The following is a 16,279-nucleotide window of genomic DNA, read 5'->3' as shown; positions in this document are numbered from 1 at the left end:
TGAAGGGAGAGGCCGCGCTTTCCATGGCACGGCCCTAATGCATGCGGATCGACGACTCTCACCAGTGCCGGCAGTGCCGGGCCCCGGCAGCGAGATGGATGCTCGGCGCCAGGGCTGCTTCACTCCGAAGCATCGAGCTTGGACCACACACGAAGGCTCGGGTTGGGTTCAGTTCATGTTGCGCCGCGGAAGTTCGAGAAATTTCGCTCGCCTGATGTAGTGACGTTAACATCGTTGAATTCGCCGCGAAGCGTTCCGCAGTACGCTCACTCTTCTGCGTTGAGGGTTCCCATGTTCGATACGACCACTACCGCGCTCTTGCGCGCCGTTTTCGACGAGGTCTGCGAAGACGTCTCGCGCTATGAGACGGGAGCACGCACCCACGTGGCCTCAAGAATTCTGGAGGCGGCTACAAACGGGGACACCTCGCTCGAGAGGCTGAAGCAGGTTGGACGCGAAGCCCTTCACGAAGCTCCGTCGATGTGGCGGTAGGTGGAGGAAGGCGGGGGTGAACTTCCAGGTTACTGTGCTCAAGATCCTGGTGAGCTATCCCGACGGGTTTGCCGTCATGGCGGACCTCAAGCGCGATATGGCGATACTGGCGACGAGCGGGCGCGACTGGGCCGAGCGGACCAAGCGCCTCGCCGCTCGCGTGCCGGAGCTCGACATCTTCTCGCAAGGCTTGGTCGAGCGTCTGAATGGCGGCTGGCGCATCACCGAGAAGGGGCGCGCCGTGCTCGAGTTCATGGAAGCGAAGCCTGGCGAGATGCGAACGGAGAGCGCTGCGGCCGCAGCGGAGCCCTTCGATACGGCCTCGGCGTCCCCGCCTCTAGCCGCCAGGCGCTCCGTCCGGAGCCAACGTCTGCAGAGCCGTCGCGCGGCACGCGTGCGCGCCCGCGCCAAAGCGAGCTGATACGCGCTGATCCGGTGAACTACGGGCGACGGGAAAAACTGGAAACTTTGCCCAACGCTTCGAGTTGCCAGCGACCGGATAGGCCGCGGGAGCGTGGAGATGGTCGACGAAGTCGTTCTGAAGAACGCCACCGAAACAGCCTGGTCTGTCTACCGGGCGCACCACCCTGAGATCGACCCGCAGGACAGCAGGCGCTGCCTTCTCGAGCGCCATCTGCAAAGGCGAGGAGAAGAGCGCGAGAGCGATACCGAAGAACTCGCCGGGCTTCGGGATTGTCTACCTGCACCGATTCTTCCAGGACGGATGTTGAGGACCCTCAAAATGCTCGTCGCGCGCGTAGCCCGCGGAACCACAAGGCCCTATTGGACGCTGCTCGCGATTTCATTTCTGATCTCCGCGGTCTTCGTGGTCGGCTTGCGCATCGCGTTTGGGGCGTAACTCGATGAGAATCGCCCAGCTTGCCCCTTTGGCCGAGAGCGTTCCTCCGAAGCTGTACGGTGGCACCGAGCGGGTGATCGCCTGGCTGGTGGAGGAGCTCGTCGACTTAGGGCACGACGTCACCCTGTTCGCGAGCGGCGACTCCCGCACGAAGGCCAATCTCCACGCGGTGTGGCCGCGCGCGTTGCGCCTGGGGCGACGGGGGGCGACCCGAACGCGGCCTGCTCGCTGCTGATCGAGGCCATCGCCGAACGTGCGCACGAATTCGACGTCATTCATTCCCACGTAGACTGGCTGCCGCTGCCGGTGCTGAGCCGGACCGGCGTGCCGTTTCTGACGACGATGCACGGCCGGCTCGACCTTCCTGGCCTGTCCGACGTGATCGGGACGTTCGCCGATGCCCCTTTCGTCTCGATCTCCGACAACCAGCGCCGTCCGCTTCCGGGTGCCAACTGGATCGCGAAGATTCAGCACGGATTGCCCCATGACCTGTTTCGCCCCTCCTACGAAGCGGGGTCGTACCTGGCCTTTCTCGGGCGGCTGACGGCGGAGAAAGGGCCGGAAGCTGCGATGCGCATCGCCCGCTCAGTCCGGATGCCGCTCCGAATCGCGGCCAAGATTCCTCGCGCGGAGACGGCCTACTTCAAGAAGAAGCTCGAGCCTGAGATCGACGGCGAGAACATCCAGCTGGTCGGGGAGGTTGACGACGTCCGCAAACAACCGTTTCTCGCGGGCGCCGCCGCGTTGCTCTTTCCGATCGATTGGCCCGAGCCCTTCGGCCTGGTGATGATCGAGGCGATGGCATGCGGGACGCCCGTGATCGCCTACCGGTCCGGATCGGTGCCGGAAGTCGTGGAGGACGGCCTCACCGGCTTCATCGTGGACGGCGAGGAGCAGGCGATCGAGGCGATCAAAAAAGTCGTCGGCTTGGATCGACGAAAAGTTCGCGTCCGGTTCGAGGAACGATTCGTCGCGAGCCGAATGGCGAGAGAATACGAAGAACGATATCGCGAGCTGGTCGCGGGCAGGTAACGCTGCCGAAGGAATCGTTCGGCCGAAACGAAAACGGCCCGCCCAGTGTACCGGACGAGCCGTTCGTCAAAATGGCCTTTTCGGAATAGAGCCGGATTACTGCTCGGTGCAGACCTTGGTGGTTTTCACGGCGGACTCGGCCTCCGTCTTGGTCTTGTAGACGCCATTGCCCACGACCGTTGTGGTGGTGGTCGTCGGCTTGGTGTCGACGACGGTGCACTTCTTGGTGGTCGCGTCGCGGACGATGTAGAACTCGGCGGCACTGGCGGCCTGGGTGCCGAGAGCGAAAGCGGCGAGCGCGCCGCACACGATCAGCTTCTTCATGGTGTCCTCCTAAAGCAGTCCGTAAGTTGTCACCGCTAACGAAGCTGGCGCGGCTGAAGTTCCACTTTTTCCCGGTTACGGCGCAATGAAGCGAAAAGCTTTCAGGTGGCCTGCTTACCCCCATCGATGACCGGAAATCGCTGACTGGCCAGCTTGTCTGGCGGCACCCTGACGGGCGCGAAATCCGTGTCCTGTCGTTGGGCGCGCTTGCAATTGGGGCACACGAAGAGGTGCGCGATCATCGTCGAGGGATTGTCCCGAACGAGCTCGGATCGAAACCACCGCATGGCTACGCGGCAGTTGGGACACGTCGGATTGCCGACTTCCGCCAGGGAATCCTTCAGTCGCTTCATCGGCCGCCCCCGCCGCTCTGTGTTTGGTAAGTCGTAGCAGCTCGGGCGGCGCGGGAAAGTATAAAAAGATACACACCAGCCGGCATGCTCCAGTGACACTTGCGCCCGAGCATCAGATCGACGCCGCGGCGGACGCCCTCTTGGTTAACGCTCGCTTGCCATTACGCGAAGCAGCATCTCCGGACGCCGGAAAAATCCGAAGCCTCGATCCTGCGCCAATTGCCGAAATTTCCCGGTTCGGAACCGAAGGCCGCGCCAAGGGTTGATCGGCGTCCACATTAGGGAGGTTTCAGATGAACAAGCGTTTATTCTTGGCCACGACCGCTGCGATCGCCATCGCCACTTCGGCGTTCGCGCAGTCTTCTCCGAGCACGTCGAGCTCGAACCCGTCCGCGACGCAGCGTCAGCAGGATTCCACCTCGACGACGTCGCCGTCGTCTTCGGCGTCGACCCCCTCCAGCGCGTCTTCGGGATCGCAGACCAATCCTTCGACGAATTCTGCGCAGACGCAGTCTCCGTCCTCGACCGGCCAGACCGCAGGAGGCCAGTCGTCCAATTCCGGCAGCGGCACCAACACGACGCAGGCGCCTGCCTCGAACAATTCGACGAACCAGGCCCAGACCAATCAGCCGTCAAACCAGTCCACGACGCCGTCCAACCAGGCGCAGACCAATTCGCCGTCGAGCACCAACAACCAGACACAGAGCGCGAACCCGCGTTCCTCGAACACCAACCAGGCGCAGTCCCCGTCGGGTAGCGGTTCGACCAACGCGGCCCAGCAGCCGAACAATCAGCAGAACACCGCTGATCGTTCGTCGAACACCAACGTGAACGCGTCCGTGAACATCAACGACCAGCAGCGAACCCGCATCAGCGCGTCGATCTCGCACCTGAACGTGCAGCCGCTGACCAACGTGAACTTCTCGCTATCTGTGGGCACCGTCGTCCCGCGGGACGTCCGCCTGCAGCCGCTGCCGGCGGAGGTCGTCGAGATCGTGCCGCAGTACCGCGGCTACGACTTCTTGCTCGTGAAGGACGAGATCGTCATCGTCGAACCGTCCACCTACAAGATCGTGACGGTCCTGCCGTACTCCGGCCGTTCGACGGCGGCGGCGCCGGCGCGCACCGAGCAGAGCAAGGCGACGTTCAGCGACCGCGACCGCGAAGTCATTCGCAAGCACGCCAAGGCGCGCCCCGTCGAGCGCGAGAAGCGCGTGACCACGGGCAGCTCGGTCCGTACCGAGATCCGTACCGGCGAGCATGTGCCGGAGGGCGTGGAGATCGAGGCGTTCCCAGAAGAGGTGTACCGGGATGCTCCGACCCTGCGCGAGTACCGGTACATCAACCGGGACAGCCACACCTACATCGTCGAACCCCGTGAACGTCGCGTCATCGAAGAGATCGATTGATCTCGAAACGTAAGGAGAAGAACCATGAAGACCATCCTTTAGGAGTGCTCGGGGCCACCCTGATGGCGGCGTCTGCGAATGCCGCCCCGCTCGCGCCTGCGGCAGTCGCGTCCGCCGAGCTTGGCGGCGTCGAGCAGGTCCGCCTCGTCTGTGACGAGTACGGCCGCTGCTATCGGACCCGCGGCCCCCGCTATGTCCAGCGCTACTACGGCGGGGACGACGGGTACGTCGTGCGCCGCAGCTATGGGTACTACGGCGGACCCGGCTACTACGACCGCGGCTACGGCTACTACGGTGGCGGGCCGAGCATCGGTTTCAGCTTCGGCACCCGGAGCTGGTGAATTACGAAAGGGCCGCTCTCGAGCGGCCCTTTCTCCGTCGGTTCCTCCGGGGATGATGAGATGTCAGCTGTTGCGAAGCTCCTGGCCCAGAAAGAGCAATTGCTCGCGCGCCTCGATCCGGGTCCGAACGAACGGGCCGAGATCCAGGCGCTGCTTTCAAAGATCGAGACGGCGCTGAAGCTGCTCGGCAGCCAGTATTCCACCGCTGCCGTGGCCGACGAGTAGTGGTCGGCGAGCGATCTCCCTGAAGTTCTTCCGAACGATATCCCGCCGGTATGAAGGCCCCAGCTCTGGGGGCTAAGGGGGCTATGAGCTGGGGCCAGTACGGGGTTCGCCCCTGGGGCAGGGGCGTTGGGAAAACTTGGCAGTGCGCTATCGTTCCTGTGCGCGGTTTGAATCTGGTCGACCGGAAAGCCGGCGCGCCGCGCGAACGACCGCGAGTACCGATCAAACAGGCGGTGCGCCCTTCTTTTCGTCGAGCTCCTTGATCGTCCGGACGATCTCATCTGGATGGAAGGGCTTCTTCACGATGCGGCTACCTGGGACGGGGCGTGGAGTGCTGGGCGAGAAGCCGGTGGCGTAGATGACGGGCAACCCAGGATCCTCCTCTCTGTAGCGTTCCGCGATCTGCCATCCATCAAGCTGTCCAGGTAGCCTCACATCGGTGACCAGCACGTCGGCGACGTGGCGTTTGCACCAGGCGAGCGCCTCCTCGCCGGTGCTTGCGTGGATCACGTGGTACCCTGCCTCACGCAGAGCTTCGACCACGAATTCGCGGATCAGGGGGTCGTCCTCGACGAGAAGTACGCTCACTGCTTGCTCTTTCCGAACCGGTTTGTTGCTCATGTCGAACAACAGGATTGCGTACCCGTTCCAGACCGGTACCAAGATCGATGAGCGTTGACCGAACGGTTGAAAACGACGGCCGGTTCCTGAACCAGAGGGAACCGTCTGATGGATTCAGCACGAGGCCAGAGCCGGGTTTCTTCGGATAATTCACGGGCGGTTGCCCCATGGCGGCCCAGACCGCGATGGCGATCGCGAAGGCCGAAACTACGGCGAACGCGATCGGATATCTTTGAGTATCACTTATGGGTCAGTGCGAGATCTCGAGCTTCCGCATCTCCTGCAGCCGGGCCAGGCAATAATCGCGGTAAAGGGTTTCGATGAATGTCCGCATGACCACATCCCCATCTGGTCCAATGGCAGCAGCTTGATCCTGTTCGGTTTCAGGAATGTGTCGCGGCTTCGAAAAATGGTTTCGACGTCTACGGCGTTTCCCGGCCCGGACCAGCCGGCTACGCGCGGACCGAGATCGTAATTGCGGTGTGCTATACTGAAGCGGATACCAGCTGGAGGGGACGGTGTCTGGTCTTTCCCATTGGCAACCCGACGGTAGCGCGCCGGAGCTCTACGAGCGCTATCTTGTGCCTGCGATCACCGCCAAATGGGCGGTCGACCTTGTCGAACGCACCGGGCTCCGGCCCGAGGAAAAGGTCCTCGACGTCGCTTGCGAAACGCGGATCGTGGCCCGCCTCGCGAGCCTCCGGACCGGGTCCGGCCGCGTCACCGGCCTCGACCTGAACCAAGGCATGCTGTCCGTCGCGCGCAACGCATCCGGCGGCGATGGGGCGATCGAGTTCATCGACGGAAGCGCCCTGGATCTGCCGTTCGCGGCGGTCACTTTCGACGTCGTGCTTTGCCAACTCGGTCTGCAGTTTTTCCCCGATCAAGGGATGGCTCTACGCGAGATGCGTCGGGTGCTGTTGCCGGGCGGGCGCCTGGCGGTGAGCGTTTAAAGCCCGATCGAAAGAACTCCTAGCGCCCACGCGTTTGTCGAGGCGCTCGACCGCGTCCTCGGAAGCGACGCTTGCCTGATCAAACGCGGGGAGCATTCATTCGGCGCCCCTGGCGAGTTAGAGGAGCTTCTTTCAACGCCGCGTTCGAGAACGTGCGTGTCGACACCGTTGTTCAGGGGATCGCTTTTCCGTCCGTCCTCGATTACGTGCGCTTTCAGCTTCTTGCGACGCCGATGGCGGGGCTGCTCGACGGCCGTCCGGAGTCCGAACGGCAGGCGGTGATCGACAGGGTCGCATCGGAAGTCGCGGACACGTCCGATCCAGCGATGCTGGCAGGCGGTGTATTTTCCTTCCCGCAGGAAGCTTACGTCGGAACGGCTTCGGCCCCAGGCTGAGCTGCAGCTTCAGCAATGTTCGCTCAAGCAATGCCAAGAACTGGGTGTTGCAACTGTCGCAGCATCGATCCTTGCAACACTAGTTACGAAAAATTCTGCGTTGTCTTTCGTAACCTGGTCTTTTCTGACACTCTCTAACGTTCGCTAAGGCCCTCCCTTCTGCTCCCTTGCTTCCATTGACGTGCAATGCGGCGCGCCTCAGGGTAGCTCCTTCGATTATGGAGGGGACGGATCTTGATGCGGCGTGGTCAGGGCTTCGAAAGTAGTTTCCAAGGTGAACGTAGTGCGGCCGCAGATATGCCGATGTCCAGCCATCTAGGTCGTCTCCCGTTTGCGCAGCGGTTGACCTGCACTGTTGCGGAGGCCTGTGAAGCGACGGGTCTCGGGCGGACCAAAATCTATGAACTCATCGGGGATGGTCGAGTTACCACGACGACGGTCGGGCGCCGTCGTCTAGTCAATGTGCTGGTGTGGACGGCCTCTCATCCCCACGGTTCTATGGCGCTCTCGGCGTCACAGCTAGATGAGAGGAAGTCTGATGAACATTCCCGTTCGTATCGGTATGGATACTTCTAAGTCGGTTTTCCAGCTTCACGGTGTTGACGAGAACGAGGTGGTGGTTGTCCGCCGCCAGTTTCGGCGAGCCGAGATGATCCGCTACTTCGAGCGGCTTCCGCCGGTTCTCGTCGCCATCGAGTCCTGCGGCAGCTCGCACCATTGGGCGCGCCTGCTGCAATCATTCGGTCACGAGGTGAAGCTAATCCCACCTCAATATGTGAAGGCTTACGTGAAGCGCGGCAAGAACGACGCGGCTGACGCCGAGGCCTTGTGCGAGGCGGTCACCCGGCCGAGTATGCGGTTTGTACCGGTGAAATCGAAGGAACGGCAAGCGGCCTGCATGTTGATGACCGTGAGGGAACGCCTAGTCAGCGTGAAGTCGCAGCTCTCCAATGCTTTCAGGAGCTATGCAGCTGAGTTTGGCATCGTCGGCCCCTCCGGTCGGCAAAACGTCACCGCACTTATCAAGCGGGTGCTCGAGGATGACAGCTTGCCGGAAATGGCGCGGGATCTCTTCCGCCTCCAGGCGGAGGAATATGCCGCAGTCGAAGCTCGCCTGGTAAAGATCGAGGCCAAGCTGATGAAGTGGCATCGCGAAGATGACGTCAGCAGGCGTATCGCGACGATTCCCGGCGTCGGTCCGATTGGGTCGTCCATGCTAAGCATGAAGGCGCCGCCGCCGGAGACGTTCAGGTCAGGCCGTGACTTTGCAGCTTGGCTCGGACTGACGCCCAAGGATCATTCAACTGGCGGCCGGCAAAGACATGGCGGTATCACAAAGGCCGGAGATTCAGTGCTCCGATCGACGTTGATCGTCGGGGCGACCGCGCTGCTCAGGCATATCCGAAAGGGTCGTCATAAGCCCACACCCTGGCTCGCCTCGCTGCTCGAACGGAAGCCGCCGAAGTTGGTGGCGGTGGCCTTGGCCAATAAGTTCGCCCGCATCGCCTGGCGCTTGATGATATCGGGCGGCGTGTACAACCGGCCGGTAGCTGCCATGCCCATCTGATCTGAAATCGGCGCCGCGAGCGAGGTTGCTAGGCGGATAGCCCACGAACTTGCAGGACGCAGTAGATGGAACGACCGATCGGTCGATACGCGCGAGCTTCCGTAGATTACACTGGCATCATCAATGTCGCCTATGTGCTTGGAACGTGCGTAGCGAACACCATCTCGGCCAGCGGGCTTTGTCCGCGCAAACAGGCCGGACATCTGATAGCAAGCGATCAGGTCAAAAGTCTGCTACCATCCTGACAAGTGGGGGGCCGTCCACATCTGCAATCTCTACTGGCTCTGGTTGGTATCAATGCGATACCAATCGACCCTGGACAGGTTCACGGCTCCTGATGACAGTCAGGTAAGCAGGTCCGGAAGCTTGACACGGCTTACCGTATCGATCGTGAATTGGCCCTCAACTTGGTTGTCGTCTCAGCCGGGAAAGGCCGTACGCGTTCGCTGGCAAGCGCGTCTTATTGGTCATCCGTACCCAACCGAATTTTCGCCGTGCCGCGGGACGAGGGGCACAACTGCCGCCCGAGCGAGATCTTCCAAGGCTGTTGAGATATATTTCGCGTAATGCCGCTCGATCATTTTCACGGAAGTGTTGTGTAGCTTAGCAACGTGTTGAATAGGGAGTCGATTTCGTAAACCGCGAACGATGCTGGAATGTCTCAACGCATAAGGAATGGCTTCTGGTAGCGCTGCGCGATCGCGGATGGCGTGCCACGGACGTGTAAGTTCTGCCGTCTTCCAAGGACCGCGTTCTGACTTTCTCCAAACGATGCTGCCGGCCTCCTGCTCGTAGCTCCATCGCTCGAACAACGGCGCCTCTTTTGGGCGATCTAACATGGCTGGCAAGAGGACTTCGATGACATCTTCGCCCACCGGAACTGGAACGGAGCCACCATTGCCACCACGACCCTTGTAGGAACCTGGTACCATCAAGCGCTGCTCTTCCCGTTGTGCATCACTGACGCGCATCCGTCTTGCCTGCGCAAATCGGGCGCCCGTGGCTGCAAGGCACACGACAATGCGATGTAGGTCGCCTTCAAATCCCTGCTCGTCGTCGATCTCGCGTGCGGCTCGAAGTAGGGTGCTTATTTGCGCATCCGTAAGGACTTGGTTGTCTCGGGCGACTGATGTGTGATCATCATCATCGATTCGCTCAGCTTTAAACCCGTCTTTCACAATCGAAGGGAATGTTGGGTTCAGCTTCTTTTGCTCTGTCGACAGGCGAGGCCACGCTGCATTCAGCCCAGCCTTCAGGTCATTTATGAGCCGCTGTTTTGTCGTGGCCTTCAACTCTACAGGAAGGTCCTCGCGCCACGTCAAAAGATCATCTTCCCGTAGCGCGTGCAGATGCACTGCGGCGAGCGGGGCGGCCTCAATGGCTTCCTGGCTACCACGTTCCTCTTGACCAAGAACGTAACGCCGCAAGCGGTGACCAGCATCGGATCGAACCTCGCGACCGGTCCTTCGGCTGTCACGGGCATTACGTTCCCTGATATATGTCTCTACAGCCGTCCGCACGGTGGGGGCCGGTCCGGCGGCTTGTGCAGCCGCTTCTGTTCTGAAACGGGTGACATGTTCCCGCGCTTGTGTCACCGCCTGCTCGAAAGTCAGCGTGCCTTCGGCAAGTTTGTCGTTGACGTCGTTGGCGATGCCGACCGGCGCCTGCTTGTAGTTGGCTCCATCATGGTGATTGCGCCAGCGCACGAACCAAACGCCGCTCCGCTTGCCCTTGCGATAGCCAAGATGCGCCTCGGCATCGAGGCGGCGCCAATGTACACCAAGCTCCAGTTTCGAGCGCGCCTTGGCAGTCGTGATCTGAGCCTCAGCGAGCGTCTTTGTCATGGCATACGAACCCGGAGTCGTCGAATATCCGTCGAATAAGCATCGGCGTACAAAGCCGAACAGCGAAGAACGGCTTCTGTCTAAGTTATTGACAAGGCTATATTATGACGAACAACTGCGAACCAGGGCGGAAAATGCTTCCAGCCCTCTCAAGGCTGAAACAGGGGTTCGATTCCCCTAGGGAGCGCCAAATCCGCGATATTCCTCGACTTTTTTCTGCGACCCGACCGCATCCCGGTCCGGTCGCGCGAATCTCGCTTGGTCATGGGTTGCGCGCCGCAGCGTCGACGCTGATGCTGATGAAGCGATCGAGTGAACCCGCCCGAACATTCACTCCGGCGCAAAGTAAGCCACATCGCGCCGTCGCTTCTGTGCCGCGCGATGGTTGCATGACGTGGCTCGGGCTCCCCCCAATGCCTGTTTGAGCGGCGATCGCGAGAGGAGCCCTAGCCGTAAGCCCTGGCCGCAAGTTCAGTGATGCGCCGAGATGCTCCTGACGGTCTCGGTGAGCATATCACCGGACGTGGAATGGCCGACGTCGCCCAGGCTGATGATGCCGACCATCCGCTTGCTCTTGTTGATCACCGGCAGCCTTCGGACCTGCAGCTTCTCCATGTGATGCATCGCCTTGGTGAGGTCATCGTCCTCGCGGCAGCAGTGGATGCCCTCGGTCATCACGTCGCGCGCCGTCGCGCGGCCAGCATCGAAGCTGTGGCTCGCGAGCCCTTTGCAGACGATATCGCGGTCGGTCACCATTCCGACCAGCTTGTCATCCTCGCCAATCGGAATGCAGCCGATGTCATGCGCCCGCATCAGTTTGGCAAGCTCGGTGATTGGGGTGTTGGGGCTGACCCAGTCGACACCCTTGTGCATCACGTCTTTGACTTTCATGGCGAGCCTCCGTTCGTTGGTTTCAAGTGCCTTGATGCAATGCAGCGGCACCCCCAATCTTCCGAACTCCGACCAGACAAGCGCAGACACTCTCGCCGCCATCCTGCGGAACAGTATGGCGGCGACCTCGCGGCCAGAGTTCCCGCCCAAGATCGCAACGGCAATGGGCGGTCTAATCCTCAGTCATGCGCGCTGAAGCGCCCGTGCGGTGTGTTGGCCGTCAGGCGCGCGAACTGCGCGTGAGCCATATGGAGCAGCGTCTCATGATCGCCGGCTTCCATATAGATGTCTGGCTGTGCCTCGATGCTGTCGTCAACGATGATATCCAATCCGTAGCATTTGCCGACGGCAGGAACCGCACCGTGTGCACAGTCGCTGAACAGCCGATTGATCTCGGTTTCATCGGCCATGTGGACATCGTCGCCGAGACTTGTCCTCAGGTCCGACAGACGGAGGTGATGCGATGCGGGCAAGATGGCCAGCATGTATCCGCCGTCGCGCCGCAACACGATGCCCTTGGCGAGGCGGTCGCCCGAGATATGGCATGCCTCGGCCGTTCGAGCGGACGTCATGCTGAGTTCGTGCGGGATCACCTCGTACTGGATGTTCTCAGCGGCGAGGTATTTCTGGAGCGTGGGAGCAATGGCCATGGCATCACCTCCGATGCGGAATGCAAACCATCCACCGCGAGGTCGACCTTGCAGACTCTCGCCATACGATGGGCGGCTGCCTGACTAGAGAACCAACATAGGTCCTCCATCCGCAAGCTGCAATTCAGCGTTCGCGGTTTTATTCTGCGCGGAGCGCCATGTCGATCGAGACTGGCACTCGAAGCCGGCCGTTTTTCCCCTCGGAGCCGCAGCGAGCGTGCGCAGGAGCAATCTTCGCGCATGGCTCGGCGCGGCCGCGCCCTCACGCCGTGGTGCCGTCGATCGAGCGGCGGATCACCTTCTGCACCTCCGAATTCGACAGGAACAGATCGTGGTTGATGATGCCCCAGCCTTCCTGGGAGGCATCGACCACGCGCACGCCGAGCCGTGCGATGACGGCCTTCTCGGCGGCGCCGACCCTGGTCATCCCACCTGCGATCTGTCCCGACAGCGCCAGTGCGCGGTCGTTCGTTGACGCGATCACGGTGATCTTGCCGGCCAGCGGGCCGATGCGCTGGATTGCCGACGAGAACACGTCCATGTCGATATCAGGTGCGGCAAACACCACCGCGCCGATCTTGCCCGTGACCGTGTCGCCGTATCGCGCATGGAGCTGACGCAGGCTTTCGAGCGTCAGCATGGTTCCCATGCTGTGGGCAACGATGTGCACGCGGCCGGCGCTTGGCGCCGACACGAGCGCGGAGAGCACGCGTTCGAAATCGTCGCGGGACCACATCGCGCTGTCGCGGTCATAGGCATAGTCGAACAGCCCGGCCTTGGAGGGCCAGGAGAACACCATGGTCCTGCCGCGAAACTTGATCCCATCGGAGAGGTGGGCGGCATCCAGCACGGCCGTCTCGAATGTCTGTTTGAAGCCGTGCACATAGATCAGCACGTCTCCTGTCCCGGCTTGCGCAGCGAGATCGCCAGCGTCGGCCGACACCGGTTCCACCCGATCAAGGCGCCAATCGCCAAGTCCAACGGAGGCGAGGGAAAGACGGCTCTCGTCCGGCGCCGCCAGCTTGGCCCGCGCGACCGTCATGGTCGTCGCGCGTTCCGGCCCAAACCAGGGCTTGGCACGAGCGCCGTTGACGGGCTTGCGCGTGGTGGTGACAAGCAATGTCGGGTCGAGGGAGAGGGACGAGGCGTCGAAGCGCGCGCCGGTCGCACCCAGGCCGGCGCATCCGCCGAGCGCGAGGGCACTTCCCGCCGACACGAATCCGCCGAGCAGCGCGCGGCGCGAAACGGAATGGCGGGAATGGCGTTGCAGAGGACGTCGGACGATCACTGGGAACCTTTGGGAACTTGCCCACCGTAACGCCGCCCCACCTAGCTCACTGAATGACAATGCAGGCGAGAAGACGGCGGAGCAGCTTCGCGGCCGGTTCAAGTTATGGCGCACTCTCAAACGGCCTCGTAAGACGTAATTTTCTTGATCTGAGGTGCGAGCACGTCCTCGGCCGTTTCGAGGTCGAAGCGGGTCTGAATGTTCATCCAGAACGCGGCGCCTGTCTTGAAGAACTTTCCGAGCCGCAGCGCAGTGTCGGCCGTGACGGGCTTTTCTTCGCGCGCAAGGCGCTCGATCCGAGTGCGCGGCACGTTCAGAGCCGCCGCGACCGCGTAGGGCGTCAGCTTCAACGGAACGAGAAATTCTTCCCGTAGGATTTCGCCCGGATGAATCGGCGGAAGTTTCCTTGCGATCTGCGAACTCCTTTTGGTCGGCCACAATCGGCCGACCGGAGGCCATAGCCCGTCAAGCCGGCATGAAGCGAACACTTGTCCAGAAAGTGCTCTCTTGATGAACGCGGGCGCCTCTTGCGCAAAAGCGTCTAGGCGCGCCGGATCACCTTCTTCTGTCCCTTGCAAATATCGCACACCCCGTCTTCTTGTACGAAATCGCTTGTTGTGGCTAGGGCGCCCGTGACTTGCGCGGGGTGGGCCCGTCGTTGACTAATCCAACACCCTCAGCGATGCACTTGTTGCACACCGACTTCGGCCGATAAGAGGTGATAAAATCGTTGATGCGTTGCGGAACGCTCATGGTCGATTGTCCTCTGAAAAGCACGTTGAGGCTACTGGCCAGCCGGTTGCTTCGCAAGAGTTCGGGCATTTGACGCGGGCTAGCGTCGGGCAAAACAGCCCGATCGCTGTCAACCCCTCCTCGCAAAAACATTCCACTTTACCGAAATTCGGATTTATCGTATGTGTCGGCCATCCCAGCCCACCAAAGGGGCGGTCGTACGTCGTTTCGAGCGCGGGCTGGGAGTTGCGGTGGACGCGGGCGGCGTTAAAGGCGGAGTTTGCGCGTGCAGGGCGAGGTCACCTCGTGAGCATGGCGCGACCCGCAAAGACGAACGGCGCCCCTGCGTACGGCAAAACCGTGTGGTCCTGGCCGTCGTTGCTACGGTCAAGCCTTTCGCGAAGGCGTCATCGCGCCAACCGGCGTGGTGGCCTGAATTTCGCGGAGGTGACGGAGGCAAGAAGGAACTCGTCTCCGGGGAGAGCGCGGCATAGGCCGTCAAACCATCGCGCAGGGAAGGCCTGGTATCGGCTGCCCTGTGTCTCCCCTGTGCATTGCGTGTGCATTTGTTCAGCACGGGGGTCTTTACGGGTGCCAGCCGGCGCCCGGCCTTCCCTGCGCCCTTTCTTTCCGAGAGGGTGAGGAGAGCAGCATCACTCGGGCAAAACATGCCGCGAGGACGCGGGCGCGCGTCCGCGGGTTGCCTGCCAGATGACCTTCCGTGCGAGCATGATGCGTCGGCTTCAGTGGAGGTGGTCGTCGCTTCCGGAATCTGCCTTGATGCGATTTCGAGGTGGAGGAGTGACGATATGAGCGGGTTGGTGATCTCTGGCGGCCGGGTGGTAGATCCCGCGAGTGGGATGGACGCCGTCGGCGACGTGGCGGTGGTGGACGGCAAGGTCGCCGCGGTCGGCACGGGCCTCGGCGGCGCCGAGCGGGTGATCGACGCGACCGGGCTCGTGGTCGCCCCCGGCTTCATCGACCTGCACGCGCATGGTCAATCGATCCCGGCGGACCGCATGCAGGCGTTCGACGGGGTGACGACCACGCTCGATCTCGAGGCTGGCGTGCTGCCGGTCGGGTCCTGGTACGAGCGCCAGGCGAGAAAAGGCCGCGTGCTGAACTACGGCGCCGCCACCAACTGGGCGTTTGCGCGCATCGGCGCAATGACCGGCTCCAACGCGGAGAGCTCGCTGGAGGCATTCGGCAACGCCATGCGCGATCGCCGCTGGATGGACAATGTGGCAAGTGATGCGGAGGTCGCCGGCATTCTCGAGCGTCTTTCGCGCGGCCTCGATGAAGGCGGCATCGGCATCGGCATCCTCAATGCCTACGCGCCGGGCGCCGGCGTGCAGGAGCTGACCGCGGTGTGCCAGCTCGCCGCCGCCAAGGACGTGCCGACCTTCACCCACGTCGCCTTCATGTCGCGCATCGACCCCGAGAGCGCGGTGGAAGCCTATATCCGCCTGATCGGTTATGCCGGCGCCACCGGCGCGCACATGCACATCTGCCATTTCAACTCGTCGAGCAAGACCGACGTCGAGCGTTGCCGCGTGCTGATCGCGAAGGCGCAGGCGCAGGGCCTGCCCATCACGGTCGAGGCCTATCCTTACGGCACCGGCTCGACTGTGCTGGCCGCCGCCTTCTTCAGCGACCCCGAATTCGTCGAGCGCAACGGCACCGGCTACGATTCCGTGCAGCGGGTGACCGACGGTTATCGCTTCCACGACCGCGAGGAGCTCTTGAAGGCGCAGGCCGAAGAGCCGTCCTCGCTGGTGCTCTGGCACATCCTCGACATCGAGAACAATTCGCATCACCGCGACCTGCTCGACATGTCGGTGCTGTATCCCGGCGGCGCGATCGCGTCCGACGCGATGCCGTGGACGACATCGGACGGCAAGACTTACACCGGCGATGCCTGGCCGCTGCCTGAGGATGCCACCTCGCATCCGCGTTCGGCCGGCTGCTTCACCCGCTTCATCCGCGAATGGGTGCGCGAGCGCAAGACCGTGTCGCTGCTCGAAGGCGTGCGCAAATGCGCGCTGATCCCGGCGGAAATCCTGTCGCAGAGCACGCCGGCGATGCGCGCCAAGGGTCGGATCGCGAAGGACGCGGACGCCGACATCGTCGTGTTCGACTACGAGAAGCTGAGTGACCGCGCGACCTTCACGGCGATGAACCGTCCCTCCGAGGGTGTGCGGCACCTCGTGGTCAGCGGCGAGGTGCTGATCAGCGACGGCGAGCTGGACCTCGCGGCGCGGCCGGGCAAGCCGGTGCGCCGCCCCGTCGTCGGGGGCTGACCC

19 protein-coding genes, 1 tRNA gene and 1 pseudogene are annotated in these 16,279 nt (G+C 62.3%); 13 read left to right on the top strand and 8 right to left on the bottom strand.

The genetic code is table 11. From position 1 onward, the window contains the following. The first annotated feature begins 291 nt into the window (after nt 1-291). The 4 genes and pseudogenes from AABA84_RS00550 (at nt 292) to AABA84_RS00535 (ending at nt 2,383) form a co-directional block, all read left to right on the top strand. Complete coding sequence (locus AABA84_RS00550; RefSeq protein ID WP_338310912.1) at nt 292-492, top strand: hypothetical protein; 201 nt, start codon at nt 292-294, stop codon at nt 490-492. 16 nt (nt 493-508) lie between these two features. Beyond that, nucleotides 509-913, top strand: a complete 405-nt coding sequence (locus tag AABA84_RS00545) for a hypothetical protein (RefSeq protein WP_338310911.1) — start codon at nt 509-511, stop codon at nt 911-913. A 99-nt stretch (nt 914-1,012) separates the two neighbouring features. After that, nucleotides 1,013-1,351: a hypothetical protein gene (locus AABA84_RS00540; RefSeq protein WP_338310910.1), complete on the top strand. Its 339-nt coding sequence runs from the start codon at nt 1,013-1,015 to the stop codon at nt 1,349-1,351. A 4-nt stretch (nt 1,352-1,355) separates the two neighbouring features. Next, nucleotides 1,356-2,383 (top strand): annotated as a pseudogene (locus AABA84_RS00535) (glycosyltransferase family 4 protein). Between the two features lie 96 nt (nt 2,384-2,479). Here the strand turns inward: AABA84_RS00535 and AABA84_RS00530 are convergent. Together AABA84_RS00530 and AABA84_RS00525 are read right to left on the bottom strand one after the other, a co-directional pair. Then, the gene (locus AABA84_RS00530) at nt 2,480-2,707 is read right to left on the bottom strand and encodes a hypothetical protein (RefSeq protein WP_124162174.1); all 228 of its coding nucleotides are present in this window, start codon (nt 2,705-2,707) and stop codon (nt 2,480-2,482) included. A 101-nt stretch (nt 2,708-2,808) separates the two neighbouring features. Beyond that, on the bottom strand, nt 2,809-3,060 hold the full coding sequence (locus AABA84_RS00525) for a hypothetical protein (RefSeq protein WP_338310908.1): 252 nt from the start codon (nt 3,058-3,060) through the stop codon (nt 2,809-2,811). Nucleotides 3,061-3,353: 293 nt separating this feature from the next. On the opposite strand from AABA84_RS00525, the gene AABA84_RS00520 reads away from it, so the two are divergent. The 3 genes from AABA84_RS00520 to AABA84_RS00510 are packed head-to-tail and all read left to right on the top strand — an operon-like array spanning nt 3,354 to nt 5,035. Then, nucleotides 3,354-4,469, top strand: coding sequence for a DUF1236 domain-containing protein (locus tag AABA84_RS00520; RefSeq protein ID WP_338310906.1), 1,116 nt, complete (start codon nt 3,354-3,356; stop codon nt 4,467-4,469). After that, entirely contained in the window at nt 4,466-4,810 is a 345-nt protein-coding gene (locus tag AABA84_RS00515) for a hypothetical protein (RefSeq protein ID WP_445083387.1), read from the top strand. The genes AABA84_RS00520 and AABA84_RS00515 overlap by 4 nt, the downstream gene beginning before the upstream one ends. Nucleotides 4,811-4,870: 60 nt before the next feature. After that, nucleotides 4,871-5,035, top strand: coding sequence for a hypothetical protein (locus AABA84_RS00510; protein ID WP_338310905.1), 165 nt, complete (start codon nt 4,871-4,873; stop codon nt 5,033-5,035). Between the two features lie 222 nt (nt 5,036-5,257). Here AABA84_RS00510 and AABA84_RS00505 read toward each other — a convergent pair whose 3' ends face one another. Continuing rightward, nucleotides 5,258-5,623 (bottom strand): response regulator transcription factor, encoded by a 366-nt coding sequence (locus AABA84_RS00505; RefSeq protein WP_338310904.1) that lies wholly within the window; start codon nt 5,621-5,623, stop codon nt 5,258-5,260. 551 nt (nt 5,624-6,174) lie between these two features. On the opposite strand from AABA84_RS00505, the gene AABA84_RS00500 reads away from it, so the two are divergent. The 4 genes from AABA84_RS00500 to AABA84_RS00490 all read left to right on the top strand — a co-directional run bounded on the left by AABA84_RS00500 (nt 6,175) and on the right by AABA84_RS00490 (nt 8,571). Further along, on the top strand, nt 6,175-6,609 hold the full coding sequence (locus tag AABA84_RS00500; RefSeq protein ID WP_338310903.1) for a methyltransferase domain-containing protein: 435 nt from the start codon (nt 6,175-6,177) through the stop codon (nt 6,607-6,609). Between the two features lie 152 nt (nt 6,610-6,761). Beyond that, nucleotides 6,762-7,004: a hypothetical protein gene (locus AABA84_RS00495; protein ID WP_338310902.1), complete on the top strand. Its 243-nt coding sequence runs from the start codon at nt 6,762-6,764 to the stop codon at nt 7,002-7,004. Nucleotides 7,005-7,241: 237 nt separating this feature from the next. Then, a complete protein-coding gene (locus AABA84_RS34995; protein WP_445083386.1) occupies nt 7,242-7,580 on the top strand; it encodes an excisionase family DNA-binding protein in 339 nt (112 codons plus the stop codon). Beyond that, nucleotides 7,543-8,571: an IS110 family transposase gene (locus tag AABA84_RS00490; protein ID WP_304491954.1), complete on the top strand. Its 1,029-nt coding sequence runs from the start codon at nt 7,543-7,545 to the stop codon at nt 8,569-8,571. The genes AABA84_RS34995 and AABA84_RS00490 overlap by 38 nt, the downstream gene beginning before the upstream one ends. Before the next feature lie 467 nt (nt 8,572-9,038). On the opposite strand, the gene AABA84_RS00485 is transcribed toward AABA84_RS00490, so the two are convergent. Continuing rightward, a complete protein-coding gene (locus AABA84_RS00485; RefSeq protein WP_338310901.1) occupies nt 9,039-10,415 on the bottom strand; it encodes a tyrosine-type recombinase/integrase in 1,377 nt (458 codons plus the stop codon). Nucleotides 10,416-10,534: 119 nt separating this feature from the next. On the opposite strand from AABA84_RS00485, the gene AABA84_RS00480 reads away from it, so the two are divergent. Further along, nucleotides 10,535-10,605 (top strand) — tRNA-Glu (locus AABA84_RS00480). A 281-nt stretch (nt 10,606-10,886) separates the two neighbouring features. Here AABA84_RS00480 and AABA84_RS00475 read toward each other — a convergent pair. The 4 genes from AABA84_RS00475 to AABA84_RS00460 form a co-directional block, all read right to left on the bottom strand. Then, nucleotides 10,887-11,306: a CBS domain-containing protein gene (locus AABA84_RS00475; protein ID WP_338308659.1), complete on the bottom strand. Its 420-nt coding sequence runs from the start codon at nt 11,304-11,306 to the stop codon at nt 10,887-10,889. 179 nt (nt 11,307-11,485) lie between these two features. Then, complete coding sequence (locus tag AABA84_RS00470) at nt 11,486-11,956, bottom strand: aminoacyl-tRNA deacylase (RefSeq protein WP_212248294.1); 471 nt, start codon at nt 11,954-11,956, stop codon at nt 11,486-11,488. Nucleotides 11,957-12,218: 262 nt separating this feature from the next. Further along, complete coding sequence (locus AABA84_RS00465) at nt 12,219-13,244, bottom strand: alpha/beta hydrolase (RefSeq protein ID WP_445083385.1); 1,026 nt, start codon at nt 13,242-13,244, stop codon at nt 12,219-12,221. 116 nt (nt 13,245-13,360) lie between these two features. Beyond that, nucleotides 13,361-13,684, bottom strand: coding sequence for a HigA family addiction module antitoxin (locus tag AABA84_RS00460; protein ID WP_445083394.1), 324 nt, complete (start codon nt 13,682-13,684; stop codon nt 13,361-13,363). Nucleotides 13,685-14,785: 1,101 nt separating this feature from the next. On the opposite strand from AABA84_RS00460, the gene AABA84_RS00455 reads away from it, so the two are divergent. Then, nucleotides 14,786-16,276, top strand: coding sequence for an amidohydrolase family protein (locus AABA84_RS00455; RefSeq protein ID WP_338310899.1), 1,491 nt, complete (start codon nt 14,786-14,788; stop codon nt 16,274-16,276). The last annotated feature ends 3 nt before the right edge of the window (nt 16,277-16,279 follow it).

Origin of the sequence: Bradyrhizobium sp. TM239, from assembly GCF_036247985.1 — a bacterium.
Taxonomy (GTDB): Bacteria; Pseudomonadota; Alphaproteobacteria; order Rhizobiales; family Xanthobacteraceae; genus Bradyrhizobium; species Bradyrhizobium ottawaense.
The sequence above is the reverse complement of the archived record's forward strand: the minus strand, read 5'-3'. Positions and strand labels throughout refer to the sequence as shown.